Here is a 19,125-nt window from a genome sequence, read left to right on the forward strand (position 1 = left end):
GAATTTCCCTCATGGTAGACACAACGATAACGAGGGAGACATGTCCAGGGTATTGATCACCATGCCTGTGGCGGCGGCCGGTTTGCGGCGCCTGGAGGACGCGGGCCACGAACTGGACCTGGTCGAGCGCCCGGCGCCGGCCGAGTTCCGGGCCAGGCTGGCGCGCGCCGACGCGGTCATCCTGCGTTTCCAGGCCTTGTCGCGCCAGGACATCGAGGCGGCCGGCAAGTTGCGCTTCGTGGCGCGCCATGGCGTGGGCTACGACGCGGTCGATGTCGCCGCCCTGACCGAGCGAGGTATTCCGCTGGCGATCACGCCGGGGGCCAACGCCATCGGCGTGGCCGAGCACGCGCTGGCGCTGTTGCTGGCCGTCGCCCGGCGCGTCATCGGGCACGACGCAGGCGTGCGCGCCGGCCAGTGGCAGGCGGCATTGCGCGGCCCGATGTTCGAGCTGGCGGGCAAGACCGCGCTGATCGTGGGCGCCGGCCGCATCGGCCGCGCCACCGCGCAGCGGCTGCGGGCCTTCGACATGCGGGTGCTCACCTATGACCCGTTTCTGCCCGCCGATGCGGCATTGCCCCAGGGGATCGAGATCCGCACGGACCTGGCGGCCGCCCTGGCCGAGGCCGACGTGGTGAGCCTGCACCTGCCGTTGACGGACGCCACCCGGGGCCTGATCGATCCGCTGGCGCTCAAGCGCGGCGCCATCGTGGTCAATACCGCCCGCGGCGGCCTGCTGGATCCGGCGCGCCTGTTGGCGGCGCTGGAAAGCGGCCACCTCACGGGCGCCGGCCTGGATGTGTTCGATCCGGAACCGCCCGGCGCCGCCGATGCGTTGCTGCGCCGCCCGGAGGTGGTGCTGTCGCCGCATGCCGCGTCGCTGACCGACGCATCGATCGAGCGCATGGCCACGGAGTGCGCCACCAACATCATTGATTTCTTCGAAGGCCGTCCCCCACGGGACAGCATCGTCAACCTAGCCGGCATCGCCCTCTGAGGCGCTGGCGCGACCAGAGGGGCCGACCAAGAGCGGCCCCCGGAATCCAGGAGACTTACCCATGCGTATCATGATCCAGGCCGCCCGCGCGGCCAGCGCGCTGTTGTTGGCGGCGGCGCTGGCCCCCGCCGCCGGCGCCGCCTATCCCGAACAACCCATCAAGCTTGTCATGCCGTATCCGGCCGGGGGCATGACCGACGTGTCGGGTCGGACGGTGATGGCCGAGCTGGCGCGCAAGCTCGAGGGCAACATCGTGGTGGAGAACAAGCCGGGCGCCGCCTCGACCGTGGCCAGCAACTGGATGACCCAGCAAAAGCCCGATGGCTACACCTTGTATGCCGCGCCGGTGTCGCTGGTGCTCAACCCGCTGATCCAGGGCAAGGTGGGCTACCGGCCCTACGACAGCTTCGAGCCGATCTCGATGATGATCGAGTCGCCCTTCGTGCTGCAGGTCAACAAGGACCTGCCGGTCAAGAGCGTGGAGGAGCTGATCGCCCTGATCCGGCAACGGCCGGACCGCTATGCCATCGGTACGTCGGGCGTGGGGTCGATCAACCACCTTGCGGCCGAGTATTTCATGAGCCGCTTCGGGCTGAAGATGACGGTGGTGCACTACAAGGGCGGCGGCCCGGCCTCGCAGGACCTGGTGGGCAATCAGATCCAGATGATGTTCTCGGCGGCCAACGAGGCCGCGCCGCTGGTGCAGGGCGGACGCACCCGGGCGCTGGCCGTGACCACGGCGCAGCGCCTGCAATTGCTGCCGCAGGTGCCGACCATGAACGAGGCGGCCGGGCTGACGGATTTCGAAGCGGTCTTCTGGCTGGCGCTGATGGCGCCCAAGGGCCTGCCGCCCGACATCGCGCAGCGCCTGAGCGCGGCCATGCGCGCCCTGGGCGACGATGCGCCGTTGGCCGCGCGCCTGCAGGAACTGGGCGTCAGCCTGCACGTGTCGGACGGCGCGGCAGTGGTGCGGCGCATGCGCGAGGATGAAGCCAAGTGGGGCGCGCTGATCCAGCGCATGGACCTCAAGCCCGAGAACTGAGGCGGGGAGCGCGACGATGACGGGATTGAAGCGGCTGCTGTCGGTGGCCGACGTGGAGCGCGCCGCGGGGCGGCGCTTGCCACGCAGCGTCTATGAGTTCGTGCGCGGCGGCACCGAGGACGAAGCCACACTGGCCGAGAACCGGCGTGCCTTTGCCGACTATCGGCTGCTGCCGCGCGGACTCAACGACGTGGCCGGGCGCGACTTGCGCACGGCCCTGTTCGGCATCACCCATGCGATGCCGGTGGGCATCGCGCCGACCGGCCTGGCGGGCATGGTGCGCCACGAGTGCGACCTGGCGCTGGCGCGCGGCGCGCGCCAGGCGCAGGTGCCGTTCATCCTGAGCGGCTCCTCCAATGTGCCGTTGGAACGGGTCCTGCGCGAGTCGCCGGATACCTGGTACCAGGCCTATTTCCCGGGAGACCGGGATCGTATCGCGCGGATCCTGGCGCGGCTCGAGGCGGCCGGGGTCGGCACCCTGGTGGTCACCGCCGACACCTGCGTCGCGGCCAATCGCGAGAACAACGCGCGGCGCGATTTCACCATTCCGTTCCGCTTGACGCCGCGGCTGGTGGGGGAGGGGATGGCACGGCCGCGCTGGACCGTCGGCGTGCTGCTGCGCACCTTGCTGGCCGGCGGCGTGCCGCGATTTGCCAATCTGTATGAAGAAATCGGCCCCCCGGTCACGCGCGAGCCGGCGCATGGCTTTCGCACGGGCCGCGATCGGCTGGACTGGGATGACATGGCCTGGCTGCGCGAACGCTGGCGCGGCCGCCTGGTCATCAAAGGCCTGATGCACCCGGATGACGCGCGCCGAGCCGCCGCATTGGGGGCCGACGGCATCATCGTGTCCAACCACGGCGGGCGCCAGCTGGATGGCGCCGCCTCGTCATTGCAGGCGCTGGCCGCCATCGCGCCGGGGCTGCCGCCGGACGTGGCGCTGATGGTCGACAGCGGCTTCCGGCGGGGCACCGACATCATCAAGGCGCTGGCGCTGGGCGCCCGCTTCGTCTTCGTCGGCCGTCCCACGTTGTTCGGGGCGGCGCTGGCGGGGGAGGCTGGCGTGCGCCATGTGCTGGAGATCCTGCGCAGCGAGCTGGACCGCGACCTGGCGCTGTTGGGCTGCCGCGCCGTCGGCGATCTGGGGCCCGGCCTGCTGGCAGGCGCCGCATTTCAAGGCCAGGCCTAGTGAAAACCCTTATTTGCATACGTATGCATGGAACAAAAAGTGTCGCCACGACTTTCTTCTTTTTCTCCTTTTTCCAGGACCTGAATACATGATTCGCTATCTCAAGCGCGGCCGCAGCGCCGCGGTCAAGACCGACGCCGACGCCAAGGTGCGCGCCACTGTCGAGGACATCATCCGCGACATCGAAACCCGCGGCGACGACGCCGTGCGCGACTACAGCCGCAAATTCGACAACTGGGATCCGGCCGATTTCCGCCTGTCCCGCGCCGAGATCGAAGCCGCGCGCAAGCAACTGTCGGATCGCGAGATCGAAGACATCGCCTTTGCCCAGACGCAGGTGCGCCATTTCGCCCAGATCCAGCGCGACTCGATGCGCGAGGTGGAGGTGGAAACGTATCCGGGCGTGGTGCTGGGCCATCGCCATGTGCCGATGAATGCCGTCGGCTGCTATATCCCCGGCGGCAAGTATCCCTTGCTGGCTTCGGCGCACATGAGCGTGCTGACCGCCAAGGTGGCCGGCGTCAAGCGCATCGTGTCGACCGCGCCGCCTTACCAGGGCAAGCCGCACCCGGCCATCGTCACCGCCATGGACATGGCCGGCGCCGACGAAATCCTGGTGCTCGGCGGCGTCCAGGCCGTGGTGGCGATGGCGGTGGGCACGGCCAGCGTCGATCCGGTCGACATGCTGGTGGGGCCGGGCAACATGTTCGTGGCCGAGGCCAAACGGCAACTCTACGGTCGCGTCGGCATCGACCTGTTTGCCGGCCCGACCGAAACGCTGATCATTGCCGACGACAGCGTCGACGGCGAATTGTGCGCAGTGGACCTGCTGGGCCAGGCCGAACATGGCCCCACGTCGCCGGCGGTGCTGCTGACCACCAGCGAAACGTTGGCCCGCGACACGCTGGTCGAGATCGAGCGGCAATTGAACCTGCTGCCCACCGCGGGTATCGCGGCGCAGGCCTGGGCCGATTGCGGCGAGGTCATCGTCTGCGACAGCGAGGCGGAAATGCTGGCCGTGGCCGACGAACTGGCGTTCGAGCATGTGCAGGTCATGACGCGCGATCCGGACTACTTCCTGAAGAACCTGAGCAATTTCGGCGCGTTGTTCCTGGGCCCGCGCACCAACGTCAGCTTCGGCGACAAGGTCATTGGCACCAATCACACGCTGCCCACCAACCGCGCGGCGCGCTATACGGGCGGGCTGTGGGTCGGCAAGTTCCTCAAGACCTGCACCTACCAGCGCGTGCTGACCGACGCCGCCAGCGCGACCATGGGCGAATACTGCTCGCGCCTGTGCCACATGGAGAACTTCGCCGGTCATGGCGAGCAGGCCAACATCCGCGTGCGCCGCTACGGCAACCGGCCGGATCTGCCCTGGTACCAGCCCGTGGAGGCCCAGGCATGATCGCCTTGCCCCAGGGACCGGACTTCGGCTTGCACGGCCGGCGCGCGCTGGTCACGGGCGGCAGCGGCGGCATCGGCCTGGCCGCGGCCGCGGCGCTGGGCCGGGCCGGCGCGCACGTGACGGTGGCGGCCCGCCGCGAGGCGGAGCTGGCGAACGTCTGCGCGGCCCTGCGCGCCGAGGACATCGGCTGCGACGCCCTGGTGCTCGACGTCACCGATGCGCCGGCGGTCGATGCGGCGCTGGGGCAGGGCGAGGTGTTCGACATCCTGGTCAACAATGCCGGCATGAACCGCCCGTTGCCGCTGGTGGAGCAGCCGGACGCCGATATCGATGCCGTGCTGGACCTGAACGTCAAGGCGGCGTTCTACGTCAGCCGGGCCGTGGCGCGGCGCCTGCGGTCCGCGGGCCGGCCGGGCTCGCTCATCAATGTGTCTTCGCAGATGGGGCATGTGGGCAGCCCGCGACGCACGCTGTACTGCGCCAGCAAGCACGCGCTGGAAGGCTTCACCCGCGCCCTGGCGTGGGAACTCGGGCCGGACGGCATCCGCGTCAACACCCTGTGCCCAACCTTCATCGAGACGCCCATGACAGCGGGCATGCTGGCCGAACCCGGCTTTCGCGACTGGGTCTGCGCCCGCAATGCGCTGGGCCGCGTGGGCCAGTTGCACGAGGTCATGGGCGCGGTGGTGTTCCTGGCCAGCGATGCCGCCAGCCTGGTCACGGGCAGCGCGCTGATGCTGGACGCGGGCTGGACGGCCGCATGAGAACCGCCCCCCGCGCCCAGGACGTGGCCGATCTGGCCGAGGTGTCGCAGTCGGCGGTCAGCCGCACGTTCACCCCCGGCGCCAGCGTGTCGGAGGAAACGCGGCGCAAGGTGCTGGCGGCCGCGCAGCGGCTGGGCTACCGCCCCAATGCCCTGGCGCGCAGCCTGATCACGCGCCGCAGCCGCATCGTGGCGCTGGTGATGAGCTACCTCGAGAACCAGTTCTACCCGCTGGTGATGGAACGGCTGTCGCAGCGCCTGCAGCGCGAGGGGTACCACGTGCTGATGTTCATCGCCGAGGTGGGCGAGGCCGCCGACGGCGTGTTGGCGGAGATCCTGGAATACCAGGTCGACGGCATCGTGATGGCCTCGGCCATGCTGTCCCCCACGCTGGCGCGCAGTTGCGCCGAAGTCGGCGTGCCGGTGCTGCAGTTCAACCGGGTGTCGGCGCTGGGCGGCCTGGCGCGCCATGCCAGCAGCTCGGTCACGTCGGACAACTATGCCGGCGGCCAGGCGGTGGCGCGGCTGCTGGCGGGACGCGGCTACCGGCGTTTCGGCTTCCTGGCGGGGCTGGAGGATTCCTCCACCAGCCTGGAGCGCGAGCGCGGCTTTCGCGACGCGCTGGAGGCCGAGGGCCATGCGCTGCACGCCCGCGCCGTCGGGCATTACGACTTCGAGCGCGCCAAGCAGGCGGTGCGCGCGATGTTCGCGCAGGACCCGCCGGACGCCTTGTTCGCCGCCAACGACCACATGGCGATCGCGAGCCTGGACGTGCTGCGCCAGGAACTCGGCCTGCGCGTGCCCCGCGACATCGCCGTCGTGGGTTTCGACGACGTGCCGCAGGCGGCCTGGGGCGCCTACGACCTGACCACCGTGCGCCAAGGCGTCGACCCCATGGTCGAGGCCACGGTGACGCTGCTACGCGAGCAGATGCATGCCGAACTGCGACCGCGCGACGTCGTCGTGCCGGTCGAACTGGTCGAACGGGGCACCGTGCGGCCGGCAACATGATGATTCAAGAGCGGCGCAAGCCGCCCCTAACAGGAGACTATCCATGCGCAGTACTACCTTGTTTCGCACCCTGGCGACCGCCTGGGCGCTGGCCTGCGCCGCGCTGCCGGCCCATGCCCAGGGCGGGGCGGCCTGGCCGGCCAAGCCCATTCGCTACATCGTGCCGTTCTCGCCCGGCGGCGTGTCCGACGGCGTGGCCCGCCTGATGGCCGAACAGTTGAGCACGCGCCTGGGCCAGCCCGTCATCGTCGAGAACAAGCCGGGCGTGTCCGGCGTGGTCGGCACGCAGCTGGTCGCGCGGTCGGAGCCCGACGGTTACACCGTGGTCGGCGGCACCATCACCACGCACGCGGTCAACCCATTCTTCATCAAGTCGCTGGGTTACGACCCGGTCAAGGATTTCGCGCCGGTGGCGTTGGTGGGCATGGTCAGCAACGCGCTGGTGGTCCGCGCCGACAGTCCGTTCAATTCCGTGCAGCAGGTCATCGATGCCGCCCGCGCGCAACCGGACGGGCTGACCTACGGCACCGCCGGCGCCGGCACCTCGCAGCACTTGTCGGGCCAGCTGTTCCAGTCGATCTCGGGCACCCGGCTGCGCCAGATCATCTACAAGGGCGGCTCGCAGTCGATGGTGGACCTGATCGGCGGCCAGATCGACATGGTGTTTGAAACGGTGGCGGCGGCCCGGCCCATGATCGATTCGAAGCGCGTGAAGGTGCTGGGCGTGACCGCTGCCGCGCCGCTGGCCGATCTGCCGGGCGCAAAGCCGCTGGCCGAGCTGGGCCTGCCGGGCTTCGAGATGCAATCGTGGCAAGGCATTTTCGCGCCGGCGGGCACGCCCGCTCCCATTGTCGAACGACTGGCGCGCGAGATCGGCGCCGCCCTGCAGAGCCCGGACGTGCGGGCCAAACTGTTGACGCTGGGCGTGGCGCCCGACGGCCGCGGCCCGGCGCCATTCGCGCAGTTCCAGCGCAGCGAAATCGACAAATGGGGCAAGGTCATCAAAGACGCCGGCATCCAGGCCGACTGACACGCATTCCTCGACACCCACAGAGAAGACAACCCATGAATGAACCCTGCTATCCCCTCAATGGCGACCTGCCCGCGATGCTGCGCGGCGGCGGTCCAGTGCGCGGCCTGTTCAACGGCCTGCCGAGCCCGGCCGTGGTCGAAATGTGCGCCTACGCTGGTTTCGACTTCATCATCCTGGACAACGAGCACGGCAGCGCCGACCTCGACACCACCGAACACATGTTGCGCGCCGCCCGCGCCGCCGGCATCGCCCCCGTGGTGCGCTGCTTCGAGCACGATCTGCCGCGCATCCTGGACATGGGCGCCAGCGCCGTGCAGGTGCCGATGGTGGAAAGCGCCGCCCAGGCGCGACGCCTGGCCGACCAGATGCGTTATCCGCCGCTGGGCCGGCGCGGCAGCGCCTTCAGCACCCGCGCGGCTGGCTATGGCGCATTCGGCGGGGCAGGGCATACGCAACGCAGCAATGACGGCGTGGCGCTGATCGCGATGGTCGAGACGCCGCAAGCCATTGCCGCGGCCGGCGAGATCGCCGCCGTCGACGGCGTGGACGCGGTGTTCATCGGCCCCAATGACCTGGCGCACGCGATGGGCTACGGCAGCGACTGGAATGCCGCGCCGGTGCAGCAGGCCATCGAGCAGGGCCTCGGGGCCATCGTGGCGGCGGGCAAGTGCGCCGGCATCGTGGCGCTGACGCCGGCCGACGAAGAGAAGTACGGCGCCTGGGGCGCGCGCTACTTCGCCAACGTGTCCACCAGCATCATCACCCGCGCGCTGGCCCAGGCCGCGGCGGCGGGGAGGGATGCGCGCCTGCGTTACTGAGCAGCCTCCAGACCGGGCCGACCGCGAGGGTGGCCCGGTTATCATCGCCTGCTCATGCATTCGAATGCACAAAATAACGGCGACCACGATCCGGTACGCCGCGAGAGGAGACAAGCATGAAAAGAAGACAGTTCCTGGTGGCCGCGGCTGCCTGCTCCGGGTGGAGCGCCATGCCGGCCTGGTCGCAGGCCGGCCCGGACCTGAAGCCGGGCAGGCCCTATGCCGGCACGCGACTGGCGATCATGCTGCCGCCGTCGTCGCAGTTCCGGGCACAGGAGAAGCGCCTGGACGAGTTCGAGGCGGCCACGGGCATCAAGGTGGCCTACCAGTACGTGCCTTATGGCCAGTTGCTGGAGAAGCTGACGACGGAAGCGGTCGGCGGCGGCAGCGCTTATGACCTGATGGCCTACCAGGACAGCTGGCTGGCGTCGCTGTCGGGGTACCTCAGCCCGCTGGACGCGCGGCTGGCCGATGGCGTGGTGGATCTGGGGCGCTATCCCGAGGTCTATCGCAAGGCCTGCCAGTATGGCGGCGCCACCTATGGCTTGCCGGTGCGGGCCCATCCCCAATTGCTGTTCTACCGGCGTGACCTGTACGAGCAGGCCGGCGTCGAGCCGCCGCGCACCTGGGACCAGATGCTGACCGCGGCGACCGCGGTGCAGGCCGCCAGCGGCGTGCCTGGCGTGGTGATGGACTACGTCAAGGGCAGCGGCTTCCAGAACCTGTGGATCTGGCTGAATTGCCTGTGGGGCCACGGCGCCGAGGTGCTGGATGCCGACGGCAGGCCGTCCTTTCAGCTGCCGGCCGGCGTGCAGGCCACCCAGGCCTATGTCGACGTGCTGCTCAAGCACCGGATCGCCAATCCCGGTTCCAGCCAGTTCAATGAGTACGACATGGTCAACGCCATGGCGCAGGGCAACGGCGCGACCATGATGGTGTGGTGGTGGACCTATTCCGTGCTGACAGGGGAGCGTTCGCGGTTGAAGCCCGGCCAGGTCGGCTTCGCGCCCATGCTGCGCGTGGGCTCGCCGCAGTCGCCGACCGTGGCGATCGTCATGCCTTTCGGCATTGCCAGGCAGTCGCGCCAGCAGGACGCGGCCTGGGAATTCCTGAAGTGGGTGTCCAACCCGGCGCTGGAAAAGGCCATCGTCTGCGACAAGCGCGACCCGCAGAGCGCGGATATCGTCGCCACGCACACGGCGACCTATCTGGACGACGAGGTCAACCAGGTCAACCACGGCCTGCATCGCGCCGCGCTGGCCAGCCTGCAGGGCGCCCGCACCGTGCCGCAGCTGGCCAACTGGCCGCAGATCGCCACTGCGCTGGAGGCCGCCGTGTCCGAAATCGTCTCCAGCGGCAAGCCGGTGCAGGCGGCGCTGGACGACGCGGCCGCCCAGGTGGCCCGCATGAATCGCCGCGCCGGCGCACGCGGGCGAGGGTAGGGCCATGAAAGACCGTACCTTGAAATACGCCTTGCTGGCGCCTGCCCTGGCCATCTGCGCGGCGACCCTGTTGTATCCGCTTTGCCAGTCGCTCTGGTACTCGCTGCACGACTGGAACCTGGGCCGTTCGGCTACGCCCGAGGGCTATGTGGGCTGGCTGAACTATGCCGACTTGCTCTGGCATGATCCGGTCTTCCTGGACAGCGCCTGGGTCACACTGGTGTTCACCGTGCCGTCGGTGGTCCTGACCATGGCGGTGGCGCTGGGCCTGGCCGTGTTGCTGGCCGGCGACGGCCGGTTGCAGGTCAATGCCCGCACGCTGCTGGTGATTCCGTTCGCGATGTCGCCCGCGCTGATCGGCATCTCCTGGCGTTTCATGCTGAATCCGGAATTCGGCGCGGTCGACGCGCTGCTCAAGGCGGTGATGCCGGGATGGAGCGGAGCGCCCGTGCTGGCGGATCCGGTGCTGGCCATGGCGGCCCTGATCCTGGTCGATGTGTGGCATTGGGCGCCTTATTTCATGTTGACCTTCATCGGCGCGCTGGCCGCGTTGCCGCAGGACACGCTGGACGCCGCCCAGGTCGACGGCGCCGGACGCGGCCGCATCTTCTTCGAAATCGTGCTGCCGCAACTGCGGCCGGTGCTGACCATCGCCATCCTGCTCAAGACCATCTTTTCGCTCAAGGCGCTGGACCAGGTCGTGACGATGACGGCGGGCGGCCCCGGGGCGGCCACCGACACGTTGCCCCACGCCATCTACAGCACCGCCTTCCGCTTCTACGACATCGGCTATGCCGCGGCCATGGCCTGGCTGCTGGCCATCGTGATGATGGGCCTGGCGCTGGTCTATTCCCGCTTTGCCATGGGACGCCCATCATGACCCAGACTGCCATTCTCAATCCCGCCGCCGCCACGCGCCGCCGCCGCCGCCGGGGCCTGGCGCGCCGACTGGCGATCTGCCTGGTCACGCTGGCCTGGTTCGCGCCCGTGGCCTGGATCGTCGCCACCGCCTTCAAGCCGCGGCTCGACGTCTACAGCCTGGCGCTGTGGTTCCGTCCCACGCTCGACAGCATCGTCGCGGCCTTCGGCTCTCCCTACCTGCTGGGAGAGCGCCTGTTCAACAGCGTGTTCGTCACCGCGGGCACCTTGCTGATGGCGATTCCGGTGGCCACGCTGGCTGCCTATGCATTTTCGCGTTTTCGCTTCCCGGGGGGACAGTTGGGGCCGCTGCTGCTCCTGGCCACGCAATTCCTGCCGCCCGTCATCATCGTGATTCCGTTGTTCGTGGTGTTCCGCAATCTGGGCCTGCTGGATACGCCCTGGGCGCTGATGGTGGCCAATCTGTCATTCGTGGTGCCGTACGCCACCTGGATGATCAAGGCCTTCTTCGACGCCTTGCCGCCGGACATGGAAGAGGCGGCTCAGATCGATGGCGCCTCGCGGTTGCGGGCGCTCTGGGAAGTGGTGGTGCCGGTGGCGCTGCCCGGCATCGCCAGCGCCGCGATCTTTTCGTTCGTGGTGTCGTGGAACGAATTCTTCTATGCGCTGGTGCTGACGCGCGACCAGGCCGTGACGCTGCCGGTGGCGCTGATGAGCGCCCGCACGGAGCAGGGCGACGCCTGGGAAATCATGGCCAGCATGGGGCTTTTCATCATTGCGCCCATGCTGCTGATCTCGCGCTTCGTGCAGCGCTATTTCGTCAAGGGCCTGGTCACAGGCGCGATTCGCTGAGGGAAAAAATGGCTTCCGTAAAACTGATCGATATCGAGAAACGCTGGGGCGGCGTGGTCGGGGTGGCCCGCCAGTCGCTGGAGATCGCCGACGGCGAATTCGTCGTCTTCCTGGGACCGTCCGGATGCGGCAAGACCACCACCATGCGCATGGTGGCGGGGCTGGAGGCGCCCAGCGCGGGCGAGATCTGGATCGGCGGGCAGGACGTCACCGACGCCTTGCCCAAGGACCGCGACGTGGCGATGGTGTTCCAGAACTATGGCCTCTATCCGCACATGACGGTGGGCGAAAACATCGCCTATCCGCTCAAGGTGCGCGGCGTCGCGCCCTCGGAGCGGCGCGAGCGGGCCCGCGCGGTGGCCGAGAAAGTCGAGCTGGCCCACTTGCTGGACCGCCGTCCGCGCGACCTGTCCGGCGGACAGCGCCAGCGCGTGGCCCTGGCCCGCGCCATCGTGCGTCGCCCGCAGGTCTTCTTGATGGACGAACCGCTGTCCAACCTGGACGCCAAGCTGCGCGTCAGCATGCGCGCGGAAATCCGCCGGCTGCAGTGCGAACTGCGGGTGACCACGATCTACGTCACCCACGACCAGATCGAGGCCATGACACTGGCCGATCGAGTGGTGGTCATGCGCGGCGGCCTCATCCAGCAGGTCGGCACGCCCGCGGATGTCTACAACCGGCCCGCCAATCTGTTCGTCGCCGGGTTCGTGGGTTCGCCGTCGATGAACCTGCTGCCGGCGCGGGCGACGGCGGGCGGGCTGGAGGTCGAAGGCTTCCGCCTGGCCGGCTTCGACGCGCCGCCGGACACGGCCCTGGTGCTGGGCGTGCGCCCCGAAGACGTGGCGCTGGCGCCCGCGGGCGGGGGAGACCTGGACGGCGTGGTCTACATGTTCGAATTGACGGGCGATGCGGTGCTGGTCACGCTGGATGTGGGCGGCTCGCGGCTTTGCGTGCGCGGCGACCGCCACCTGCGCTATGCCATCGGCGAGCGTGTCGGGCTGTGCCTGCCGCGCGAGCATTGCCACCTGTTCGACGCCGCCACCGAAGCGCGCCTGTCCGCCTGAGCCATGACAGTCCGTTCACCCCGGCCAGGCCGCCGACGCGCGGATGATGACTTCGCCCGGCAGGCGCTGGCGGCGCGGGCGCCGCTCGGGCGTGGCGCGGCGCTGGCGCAGCAGTTCCACGGCCTGGCGCGCCATGGCGTCGATGGGCTGGCGCACCGTGGTCAGTCTGTAGGGCGCCCGCGCGCCTTCCGGGACATCGTCGAAGCCGGCCACCATGACCTCGTCCGGAATCTTCCAGCCCAGCTCATGGCGGCAGGCATCGATGACGCCCATGGCCATCTGGTCGTTGGCGCAGAATATCGCGTCAGGTCGGGCGCCCCGGGCAACCGCATCCACGAAGACGGCGTGCGCCTGGTCGTAGGAAAAGCCGCCGTCGAGCACCGCGGCCTCGGGCAGGCCGGCCGCGCGCAGGCCAGCCTGGAAGCCGTCGATCCGCAGGCGGCCCACCGGCGCCGCCGCCGGGCCGCCCAGGCAAAGAAAGCGGCGGCGGCCCGCGCCCAGCATGCCCTCGGCCAGCGCCCGCGCGCCGGCCTCGTGATCGGTCGACACCGCGTCCGCGTCCGTCTCGCCGGGGCTGCGGTTGAAGAACAGCACCGGCACGCCGTGGGCCGTGAACCCCTGCACAGCGGCCGGATCCAGCGTGGCGCAGGCGATCAGGCCATCCAGCGGATACCCGCGCAGGCCCAGCAGCACCGGCTTGACCGAGGCGTCGTCGTCGACCGCCAGCAGGATCATGTGCTGCCCGGCGCGCGCCAGCGCATCGCCCAGCGAGTAGAGCAGGGCGGGCGCGCTGCGCAGGGTGTAGCGGGTGATCAGCACGCCGACCGCATGCGAACGGCGCGTGATCAGCGAGCGCGCCAGGGCGTTGGGCGCGTAACCCAGGCGAGCCGCGACGGCCAGCACGTGTTCGCGCGTGTCGTCCGAAATATGGCTGCCCGGCTGGAAGCAGCGCGAGACCGTCGATTGTGCAACGCCGGCCGCCTGGGCCACGTCGTAGGAGGTGGCGCGGGCGGCGCGCGGGCGGGAAGCTGTCGGCATGGGCTTGGGTGGCGGTTTTTTTCGCCTGATTATGCATTCGAATGCTTTCCGTTCCAAATGTGGGGCGCCTATGCCTCTTTTCCGTTTCCGGCGCCGCCGCGCGCCGCCACAGGAGTCAAGCAATGAATGAAGTCGTTCTGGACCGCGCCGCCGCCCAGGCCCGCGCCATCGCCCGTGAGGACATGGTGGCTTGCCGGTTGGCCTTTATCGACTGCAAGCTGCCTGGATCCGACCTGAAGGAGAACTACTCCATGATCGGTCCGGGCGTGACGCAATCGGAGGAGCAGGTGGTGAACCTGCGCGAACCGCACGGTTTCAATATCGGCGCCGCCGCCATGCCGGCAGGGGTGACCAATAACCTGCACCTGCATTTCAGCGCCGAGGTCTTCTTCATCCATTCGGGCCAGTGGACGTTCCGCTGGGGCTCGGGCGAGGGCGCCGGCGAACTGCGTGGCGGGCCGGGCGACGTGCTCAGTATTCCGACCTGGATCTTCCGGGGGTTCTCCAACGATGGCGACGGGCATGGCTGGATCTTCACCGCCCTGGGCGGCGACGACACCGGCGGCATCATCTGGCACCCGGACGTGCTGGCCGCGGCGGCCACGCACGGATTGTTCCTGGGTCGCGACAACACCTTGCTGCATGGCGCGGCGGGCCAGCCTCCCGAGGCCGGGCTGATCGAGCCCCTGAGCCCGGCCGACATGGCCGCGCTGCCGCGCTACACCCCTGCGCAGATGCGCCGGCGCGCGCTGGCCGCGCAAGACCGCGACTGGTCGGCCCGGGCGTTGCTCGGCGCTCGCGGCTGCGAACTGGCGCCGGTGATCGGCCACGGCATGAGCGAAGACCGGGCGCAGGCCGCGCCCATCGCCAACCCCCATGGCTTCTCGGTCGACTGGCTGCGGTTGGCGCCCGGCGGCACCACCGGGCGCCTGCGGCTGCGCGAAAAGCAGGTGTTCATCATGATGCGGGGCGAAGCCGAACTGGTGCTCAACGGCCCGGGCCGCGAAGTGGTGGTGCCGCTGCGCGAACAGGCCATCTATTCGGTGCCGTCCGGCGTCTGGCGTGAACTGCGCCAGGCTGGCGAACAGCCCGCGGCGGTGATCTCGGTCTGCGCGGGCGACCAGCGCAAGCGCATCGAATGGCCGGCCGCCACGTTGGCCGAGGCCGCGGGGCACGACCTGGCGTTGGACCCCGACGGCTACCTTGCGCGCCGAGGCTTGCTGCCCGAGACCGCCCTCGGGGTCGGCGAAGCGCGCTTCTGACGTGGCGCCCACCTTGCTGTTGATCGGCGGCACGGCGTGCGACGAGGCCTTGTGGGCGCCGCTGCGCAAGCTGGCGCCGCCCTTGGCGCAGTGCGTCCGGGTGGCGGATTACGGCGCGCACGAATCGGCCCGCGCGGCGGCGACCGACCTGCTGGCGCGGCATCGAGGCAGACTGGTGCCGGTGGGCTTTTCGCTCGGCGGCTTCGTCGCCCAGGAAATGGCCGCGCAGGCGCCCGAACGCCTGGCCGGCATCGTGTTGGTCGCCACCAACGCCCGGGCCGATACGGCCGCCGGCGCCCAGGCGCGCCAGCGCATCGTCGATCTGGCCGATGCGCTTGGCCCGGGGGCCGTCGTCCGGCAGCACCTCTGGCCGGCGTATGTGGCGCCGGGCAGGCTGTCGGACAGCGCGTTGCAAGACGCCATCGTCGCAATGGCCGACCGCCTCGGCATCGCCGCGCTGCGGCGCCACGCCGCGATCGCGGCCACGCGCGCCGACGGGCTGGCGCGCCTGTCGGCGTGGCACGGCCCGGCGCTGGTGATCAGCGGCGCGCGGGATGCGCTGAACCCCGCGGACCGCCAGCGCGAGATGCATGGCCGGTTGCGGCAGGGCCGCTGGGTCAACCTGCCGGAGGTGGGGCATTTCGTGCCGCTGGAGGCGCCACGGGCCTTGCATGGCGCGTTGCGCCAGTGGTTGCGGGACGGTGTGGCGTTCGAAAACCTGCGGCCATCGGCGCGCAACCCGACGTCTCAGGAGCGAGCGCTTGACGACGGCCAGGGAAAGCCTTAAAGTTGCTACTAACAACTAATTGGATCCGTGGCCATGGGCCTGCCGAAAAAGCGACTGCAACGCCAGGATGCTGAAACACTCTACGAGGCCGTGAACCAGCTCATCAGGGTGCATCAGTTCCGTGATCGCGATCGCATCTGCTGCCATGACGTGTCCGTCGCGCAGTGCTACGCCTTGGAAACGCTGGTCAAGCAAGGGCCATTGCGGCTGCAGACGCTCGCGCAGGAAATGTTCCTGGACAAGAGCACGGCCAGCCGGGTGGTTGATTCGCTGGAGCGCAAGGGCTACGTCACGAGAGTCGAAGATGCCTCTGATCGCCGTGCGGTGCAGCTGCAACCCACCCCGGCGGGGCGCACGTTGTATCAGACGATCCGTGCGGATCTGGTGACTGAGGAACTGGCCATGATCAAAGACATGGATCCGGCGGTCCTGGACGCATCGCTCGACTTGTTGCGGCAACTGACGCGCGCCGCGCAGGCCCGCTGCGGTGTAGCCGGCGGCCATGCCATCGAGTCGGAGCCGTAGGGCGTATCCGGCTTTTTTTTGGACAGATAGTTGTTAGTACCAATTAATACGGGATCAACCGTGCTCCCACCACGTGAAAAGAGGTACCTGAAATGCGCCAAAACGACCTTCCCATTGCAATCATCGGAGCGGGCCCTGTCGGGCTGAGCGCCGCCGCGCAGGCGCTGGCCAGGGGGATGACGCCTATCGTCTTCGAAGCGGGAGACCAGGTCGGAACGAGCTTGCGCCATTGGGGCCATGTCCGGATGTTCTCACCGTGGAGCTTCAACATCGACAAGGCGGCCGCCGCGCTGTTGGCGCGGACCGGCTGGGTCGCTCCGCCCGGCGACGCGTATCCCACCGGGCGGGACTTGCTGGCGCGCTACCTGCTGCCGCTGTCCGAGGTCGCGCAGATCAAGCGTTGCCTGAAGACCCGTCACCGCGTGATGGCTGTCTCGCGGACCGGTCATGATGTCATGAGAAGTTCGGACCGCGCGGCCGCGCCGTTTCTGCTGCGGGTCCAGGGGCCCGAGGGCGAACGGGATTTCCTGGCGCGGGCGGTCATCGATGCATCCGGCACTTACGCCACGCCGAACTGGATGGGCGCCCACGGTATCCCGGCCCTCGGCGAAGAGGCGGCGGCCGCACAGATCGCCTATGGCGTTCCCGAGATCCTGGGAACGGCCCGCCAGCGCTACGCCGAGCGCCGCGTGCTGGTGCTGGGCGGCGGACATTCCGCGTTCAATGCCCTTCAGGATCTGGTGGAACTGGCCGGCCAGGCGCCAGGCACGCGGATCTGGTGGGCCATCCGCGGCGTTTCTCTCGATCGCGTTTTTGGAGGAGGGGAGAACGACCAGCTGGCGGAACGCGGCAAGCTGGGCAGGGCAATCCAGCAACGGCTGGCCGAAGGTCGGATCACACTTCTGACGGCCGTCAATGTCGACCGGGTGAGCCGCTCATCCGACGGGCTGCTGGTGCACAGCGGCGCAACGACGCTGCCGGCCGTCGACGAAGTCATCGTGGCGACGGGATTCCGTCCGGACCTCCGATTGCTGGCGGAGCTTCGGCTGGAACTGGACCCGGCCACGGAAAGCCCGGTGCGTCTGGCGCCGCTGATCGATCCCAACGTGCACAGCTGCGGCACGGTGAGGCCGCACGGCGCCGCCGAACTCGCGCATCCGGAGGAAGGCGTGTTCGTGGTCGGGATGAAGAGCTACGGCAGAGCGCCCACATTCCTGCTGCGGACCGGCTATGAACAGGTCCGGTCCGTCGTTGCCGCGCTGGCCGGTGATCGGGACGCGGCGGAACGCGTGGCGCTGGCGCTTCCAGAGACCGGTGTGTGCGGGGCGCGATTGCCGCGTGCGAACGACGGGGCGGGTTGCGGAGCCTGAAGCAGGAATGTTCTGGATCGGGATGGCCTGGATCCGGGATTGTCAGGGGCGGTCGGCCCCTGGCGAGTCAATTCTTTACTTTACATAATATACATTATGCGTAATTCGGACAGGGAGATGGCCGGCCTGCCTCGCCTGGCCGTCTCCCAAGCAATCTACGCGTGCGGAAATGCCTGGAATGCGGGCAAGGCTTCCGCCTGTGCCGACAGTTGCGCCAGTCCGGGATGCAGCTGGGGCTGGATGGTTCCTGGCAGCAAGGCCTGCGTGAAACGCCACGGGACCGCCGCCGTCACGGCGAACTGGCCGACTTTCTTCAAGGGCTGCGCCGGCGTCCATGTCTGCTGCAAGGCGGCCTCAAGCGCCGCGTAGGCCGCGTCCAGCTGCCCCTGCACGCGTGTCACCCAGGGCTCGTGCTGCTTCTCGGCCGGACGCAGATTGCGTTCATAGACGATCTGCACCGTCTTCTCGCACGCCGCCAATGCCAGTCCGATGACGGCCGTGGCCTGGCGCCGCTGCTCGAGGGAATCCGGCATGAGCGTGCGTCCGCTGGCATGTTCGGCGTAGTCGATGATGAGCGTGGAATCCATCAGTACCGTGCCATCGTCCAGCACCAGCGTGGGCGCCTTGACGACCGGATTGATGGCCTTGAATTCGTCAAAGGTGCTGAATACGGATAGCGGCATGTGATCGAAATCGACGCCGAGCAGGTGCAGCGATATGGCGCTGCGCCGTACGTAGGGGGAATCCAGCATGCCGATGAGCTTCACGTTTTCTCCGAGTGGTTGACAGCCTGGCCGCCCTTGGGAATGGGCGGAAGGCATCATCGCATGTCAGCACCGCGATGCGCCAGGTCGCCGCGCACTCCCTGCTTTCGTTGCGCGCCTGAAGAATGCTGAAGTCCCCATCGGCTTCGTTCCCCGGCTTGATGCGTGTAACAAAATCAAATAATTCAATTCAGCCCCGCAAAGGCGTTGCCGTGGCCGTTGAATCGATCGTTCGCATCTCGTCCCGACATCGCCCTATGACGAAGCCGCGCTTTTTCCGAACCTTGCCCCGTGGGAACCCCGGCAAAGCTGTTTTATCGCACCGGCGCCGTTGCGCGCGGGGTGTGGAATACGCGCCACACCCCCTCTCGCCATCTCCTCGAGCCGCTGGCATGATGCGGCGCGTAGGGAACCTGTCAAGCATCTGAATAAGGAAAACAAACGTGCGATTCAGTTTTTTCAAGGCCCTGCTGGCCTGCCTGTGTGGCGCCATGTTGAGCGCCTGCACGACTTGGGACGTGGCCATGATGCGCCACAAGGGCAAGCCCGTGAACGACATCGTGACCGAATGGGGCATTCCCGACCGCGTCTACGCCAGCGAAGACTTGCCGATCGGACAATTGGTCTACCAATGGCAGACCTCCGGTGAAGTCTCATGGGACCAACCCGTCGGCAGCTTTAGCTACGGTATGAACGGCGGCACCATCTACGAGCGCCGCTCGGGCATCGCGAGCTGCTACACCATGCTCCATGTCGACGAAAAGGGCATCGTGGTCGGCGGCGAGCTGGTCAACAACGGTACGACATGCAAGATGTGGTGATGGCAAAGCGCCGCGGATCGGGCACGCGTCCCGCCGGCCCGCGGCCTCTCGGATAACCCG

At 68.5% G+C, this 19,125-nt stretch carries 19 protein-coding genes; 17 read left to right on the forward strand and 2 right to left on the reverse strand.

Going from position 1 to position 19,125, the window contains the following annotated elements:
- Nucleotides 1-40: 40 nt before the first annotated feature.
- The 12 genes from AOZ53_RS16920 (at nucleotide 41) to AOZ53_RS16975 (ending at nucleotide 12,498) form a co-directional block, all read left to right on the forward strand.
- Entirely contained in the window at nucleotides 41-997 is a 957-nt protein-coding gene (locus AOZ53_RS16920; protein WP_082385661.1) for an NAD(P)-dependent oxidoreductase, read from the forward strand.
- 61 nt (nucleotides 998-1,058) lie between these two features.
- Nucleotides 1,059-2,039, forward strand: a complete 981-nt coding sequence (locus tag AOZ53_RS16925) for a Bug family tripartite tricarboxylate transporter substrate binding protein (protein ID WP_054488600.1) — start codon at nucleotides 1,059-1,061, stop codon at nucleotides 2,037-2,039.
- 16 nt (nucleotides 2,040-2,055) lie between these two features.
- Nucleotides 2,056-3,228: an alpha-hydroxy acid oxidase gene (locus tag AOZ53_RS16930; RefSeq protein ID WP_054488602.1), complete on the forward strand. Its 1,173-nt coding sequence runs from the start codon at nucleotides 2,056-2,058 to the stop codon at nucleotides 3,226-3,228.
- 88 nt (nucleotides 3,229-3,316) lie between these two features.
- Nucleotides 3,317-4,636 carry a histidinol dehydrogenase gene (gene hisD / locus AOZ53_RS16935; protein ID WP_054430421.1) on the forward strand — a complete coding sequence of 440 codons (1,320 nt, stop codon included), beginning with the start codon at nucleotides 3,317-3,319 and terminating at the stop codon, nucleotides 4,634-4,636.
- The gene (locus tag AOZ53_RS16940) at nucleotides 4,633-5,400 is read left to right on the forward strand and encodes an SDR family NAD(P)-dependent oxidoreductase (RefSeq protein ID WP_054460615.1); all 768 of its coding nucleotides are present in this window, start codon (nucleotides 4,633-4,635) and stop codon (nucleotides 5,398-5,400) included. The genes hisD and AOZ53_RS16940 overlap by 4 nt, the downstream gene beginning before the upstream one ends.
- Complete coding sequence (locus AOZ53_RS16945; protein ID WP_035360393.1) at nucleotides 5,397-6,410, forward strand: LacI family DNA-binding transcriptional regulator; 1,014 nt, start codon at nucleotides 5,397-5,399, stop codon at nucleotides 6,408-6,410. Before AOZ53_RS16940 ends, AOZ53_RS16945 begins: the two co-directional genes overlap by 4 nt.
- A gap of 43 nt (nucleotides 6,411-6,453) precedes the next feature.
- Nucleotides 6,454-7,440, forward strand: a complete 987-nt coding sequence (locus AOZ53_RS16950; RefSeq protein ID WP_054488604.1) for a Bug family tripartite tricarboxylate transporter substrate binding protein — start codon at nucleotides 6,454-6,456, stop codon at nucleotides 7,438-7,440.
- 35 nt (nucleotides 7,441-7,475) lie between these two features.
- Nucleotides 7,476-8,261, forward strand: coding sequence for an HpcH/HpaI aldolase family protein (locus tag AOZ53_RS16955; RefSeq protein WP_006395016.1), 786 nt, complete (start codon nucleotides 7,476-7,478; stop codon nucleotides 8,259-8,261).
- A gap of 116 nt (nucleotides 8,262-8,377) precedes the next feature.
- On the forward strand, nucleotides 8,378-9,703 hold the full coding sequence (locus tag AOZ53_RS16960) for an ABC transporter substrate-binding protein (protein WP_231690627.1): 1,326 nt from the start codon (nucleotides 8,378-8,380) through the stop codon (nucleotides 9,701-9,703).
- Between the two features lie 4 nt (nucleotides 9,704-9,707).
- Nucleotides 9,708-10,583, forward strand: coding sequence for a carbohydrate ABC transporter permease (locus AOZ53_RS16965; protein ID WP_054430426.1), 876 nt, complete (start codon nucleotides 9,708-9,710; stop codon nucleotides 10,581-10,583).
- Nucleotides 10,580-11,434: a carbohydrate ABC transporter permease gene (locus AOZ53_RS16970; RefSeq protein WP_054430427.1), complete on the forward strand. Its 855-nt coding sequence runs from the start codon at nucleotides 10,580-10,582 to the stop codon at nucleotides 11,432-11,434. Before AOZ53_RS16965 ends, AOZ53_RS16970 begins: the two co-directional genes overlap by 4 nt.
- A gap of 8 nt (nucleotides 11,435-11,442) precedes the next feature.
- Nucleotides 11,443-12,498, forward strand: coding sequence for an ABC transporter ATP-binding protein (locus tag AOZ53_RS16975; RefSeq protein WP_054430428.1), 1,056 nt, complete (start codon nucleotides 11,443-11,445; stop codon nucleotides 12,496-12,498).
- A gap of 15 nt (nucleotides 12,499-12,513) precedes the next feature.
- Here AOZ53_RS16975 and AOZ53_RS16980 read toward each other — a convergent pair whose 3' ends face one another.
- On the reverse strand, nucleotides 12,514-13,536 hold the full coding sequence (locus tag AOZ53_RS16980; protein WP_054430429.1) for a LacI family DNA-binding transcriptional regulator: 1,023 nt from the start codon (nucleotides 13,534-13,536) through the stop codon (nucleotides 12,514-12,516).
- A gap of 122 nt (nucleotides 13,537-13,658) precedes the next feature.
- On the opposite strand from AOZ53_RS16980, the gene AOZ53_RS16985 reads away from it, so the two are divergent.
- The 4 genes from AOZ53_RS16985 (at nucleotide 13,659) to AOZ53_RS17000 (ending at nucleotide 17,480) form a co-directional block, all read left to right on the forward strand.
- Nucleotides 13,659-14,798, forward strand: coding sequence for a cupin domain-containing protein (locus AOZ53_RS16985; RefSeq protein ID WP_054488605.1), 1,140 nt, complete (start codon nucleotides 13,659-13,661; stop codon nucleotides 14,796-14,798).
- A 19-nt stretch (nucleotides 14,799-14,817) separates the two neighbouring features.
- Nucleotides 14,818-15,585, forward strand: coding sequence for an alpha/beta fold hydrolase (locus AOZ53_RS16990; protein WP_231689836.1), 768 nt, complete (start codon nucleotides 14,818-14,820; stop codon nucleotides 15,583-15,585).
- 33 nt (nucleotides 15,586-15,618) lie between these two features.
- The gene (locus tag AOZ53_RS16995; protein ID WP_156333414.1) at nucleotides 15,619-16,110 is read left to right on the forward strand and encodes a MarR family winged helix-turn-helix transcriptional regulator; all 492 of its coding nucleotides are present in this window, start codon (nucleotides 15,619-15,621) and stop codon (nucleotides 16,108-16,110) included.
- Between the two features lie 92 nt (nucleotides 16,111-16,202).
- The gene (locus AOZ53_RS17000; RefSeq protein WP_054474342.1) at nucleotides 16,203-17,480 is read left to right on the forward strand and encodes an FAD-dependent oxidoreductase; all 1,278 of its coding nucleotides are present in this window, start codon (nucleotides 16,203-16,205) and stop codon (nucleotides 17,478-17,480) included.
- Nucleotides 17,481-17,635: 155 nt separating this feature from the next.
- On the opposite strand, the gene AOZ53_RS17005 is transcribed toward AOZ53_RS17000, so the two are convergent.
- Nucleotides 17,636-18,247: a glutathione S-transferase gene (locus AOZ53_RS17005; protein ID WP_054488607.1), complete on the reverse strand. Its 612-nt coding sequence runs from the start codon at nucleotides 18,245-18,247 to the stop codon at nucleotides 17,636-17,638.
- A gap of 440 nt (nucleotides 18,248-18,687) precedes the next feature.
- Here AOZ53_RS17005 and AOZ53_RS17010 point away from each other — a divergent pair, with 440 nt between their 5' ends.
- On the forward strand, nucleotides 18,688-19,065 hold the full coding sequence (locus AOZ53_RS17010) for a hypothetical protein (protein ID WP_054474344.1): 378 nt from the start codon (nucleotides 18,688-18,690) through the stop codon (nucleotides 19,063-19,065).
- Nucleotides 19,066-19,125: the final 60 nt, after the last annotated feature.

The organism is Achromobacter sp. 2789STDY5608621 (assembly GCF_001299375.1).
Taxonomy (GTDB): Bacteria; Pseudomonadota; Gammaproteobacteria; order Burkholderiales; family Burkholderiaceae_B; genus Achromobacter; species Achromobacter insuavis.

Excerpts from the sequence above, each read along its gene's own strand:
- AOZ53_RS17000 (WP_054474342.1), top strand. The coding sequence starts at position 16,203 with ATGCGCCAAAACGACCTTCCCATTGCAATCATCGGAGCGGGCCCTGTC.
- AOZ53_RS16920 (WP_082385661.1), top strand. The coding sequence starts at position 41 with ATGTCCAGGGTATTGATCACCATGCCTGTGGCGGCGGCCGGTTTGCGG.
- AOZ53_RS16980 (WP_054430429.1), bottom strand. The coding sequence starts at position 13,536 with ATGCCGACAGCTTCCCGCCCGCGCGCCGCCCGCGCCACCTCCTACGAC.
- hisD (WP_054430421.1), top strand. The coding sequence starts at position 3,317 with ATGATTCGCTATCTCAAGCGCGGCCGCAGCGCCGCGGTCAAGACCGAC.
- AOZ53_RS16955 (WP_006395016.1), top strand. The coding sequence starts at position 7,476 with ATGAATGAACCCTGCTATCCCCTCAATGGCGACCTGCCCGCGATGCTG.
- AOZ53_RS16985 (WP_054488605.1), top strand. The coding sequence starts at position 13,659 with ATGAATGAAGTCGTTCTGGACCGCGCCGCCGCCCAGGCCCGCGCCATC.
- AOZ53_RS16950 (WP_054488604.1), top strand. The coding sequence starts at position 6,454 with ATGCGCAGTACTACCTTGTTTCGCACCCTGGCGACCGCCTGGGCGCTG.
- AOZ53_RS16940 (WP_054460615.1), top strand. The coding sequence starts at position 4,633 with ATGATCGCCTTGCCCCAGGGACCGGACTTCGGCTTGCACGGCCGGCGC.
- AOZ53_RS16975 (WP_054430428.1), top strand. The coding sequence starts at position 11,443 with ATGGCTTCCGTAAAACTGATCGATATCGAGAAACGCTGGGGCGGCGTG.
- AOZ53_RS16995 (WP_156333414.1), top strand. The coding sequence starts at position 15,619 with ATGGGCCTGCCGAAAAAGCGACTGCAACGCCAGGATGCTGAAACACTC.
- AOZ53_RS16960 (WP_231690627.1), top strand. The coding sequence starts at position 8,378 with ATGAAAAGAAGACAGTTCCTGGTGGCCGCGGCTGCCTGCTCCGGGTGG.
- AOZ53_RS16925 (WP_054488600.1), top strand. The coding sequence starts at position 1,059 with ATGCGTATCATGATCCAGGCCGCCCGCGCGGCCAGCGCGCTGTTGTTG.
- AOZ53_RS16930 (WP_054488602.1), top strand. The coding sequence starts at position 2,056 with ATGACGGGATTGAAGCGGCTGCTGTCGGTGGCCGACGTGGAGCGCGCC.
- AOZ53_RS16965 (WP_054430426.1), top strand. The coding sequence starts at position 9,708 with ATGAAAGACCGTACCTTGAAATACGCCTTGCTGGCGCCTGCCCTGGCC.
- AOZ53_RS16945 (WP_035360393.1), top strand. The coding sequence starts at position 5,397 with ATGAGAACCGCCCCCCGCGCCCAGGACGTGGCCGATCTGGCCGAGGTG.
- AOZ53_RS16970 (WP_054430427.1), top strand. The coding sequence starts at position 10,580 with ATGACCCAGACTGCCATTCTCAATCCCGCCGCCGCCACGCGCCGCCGC.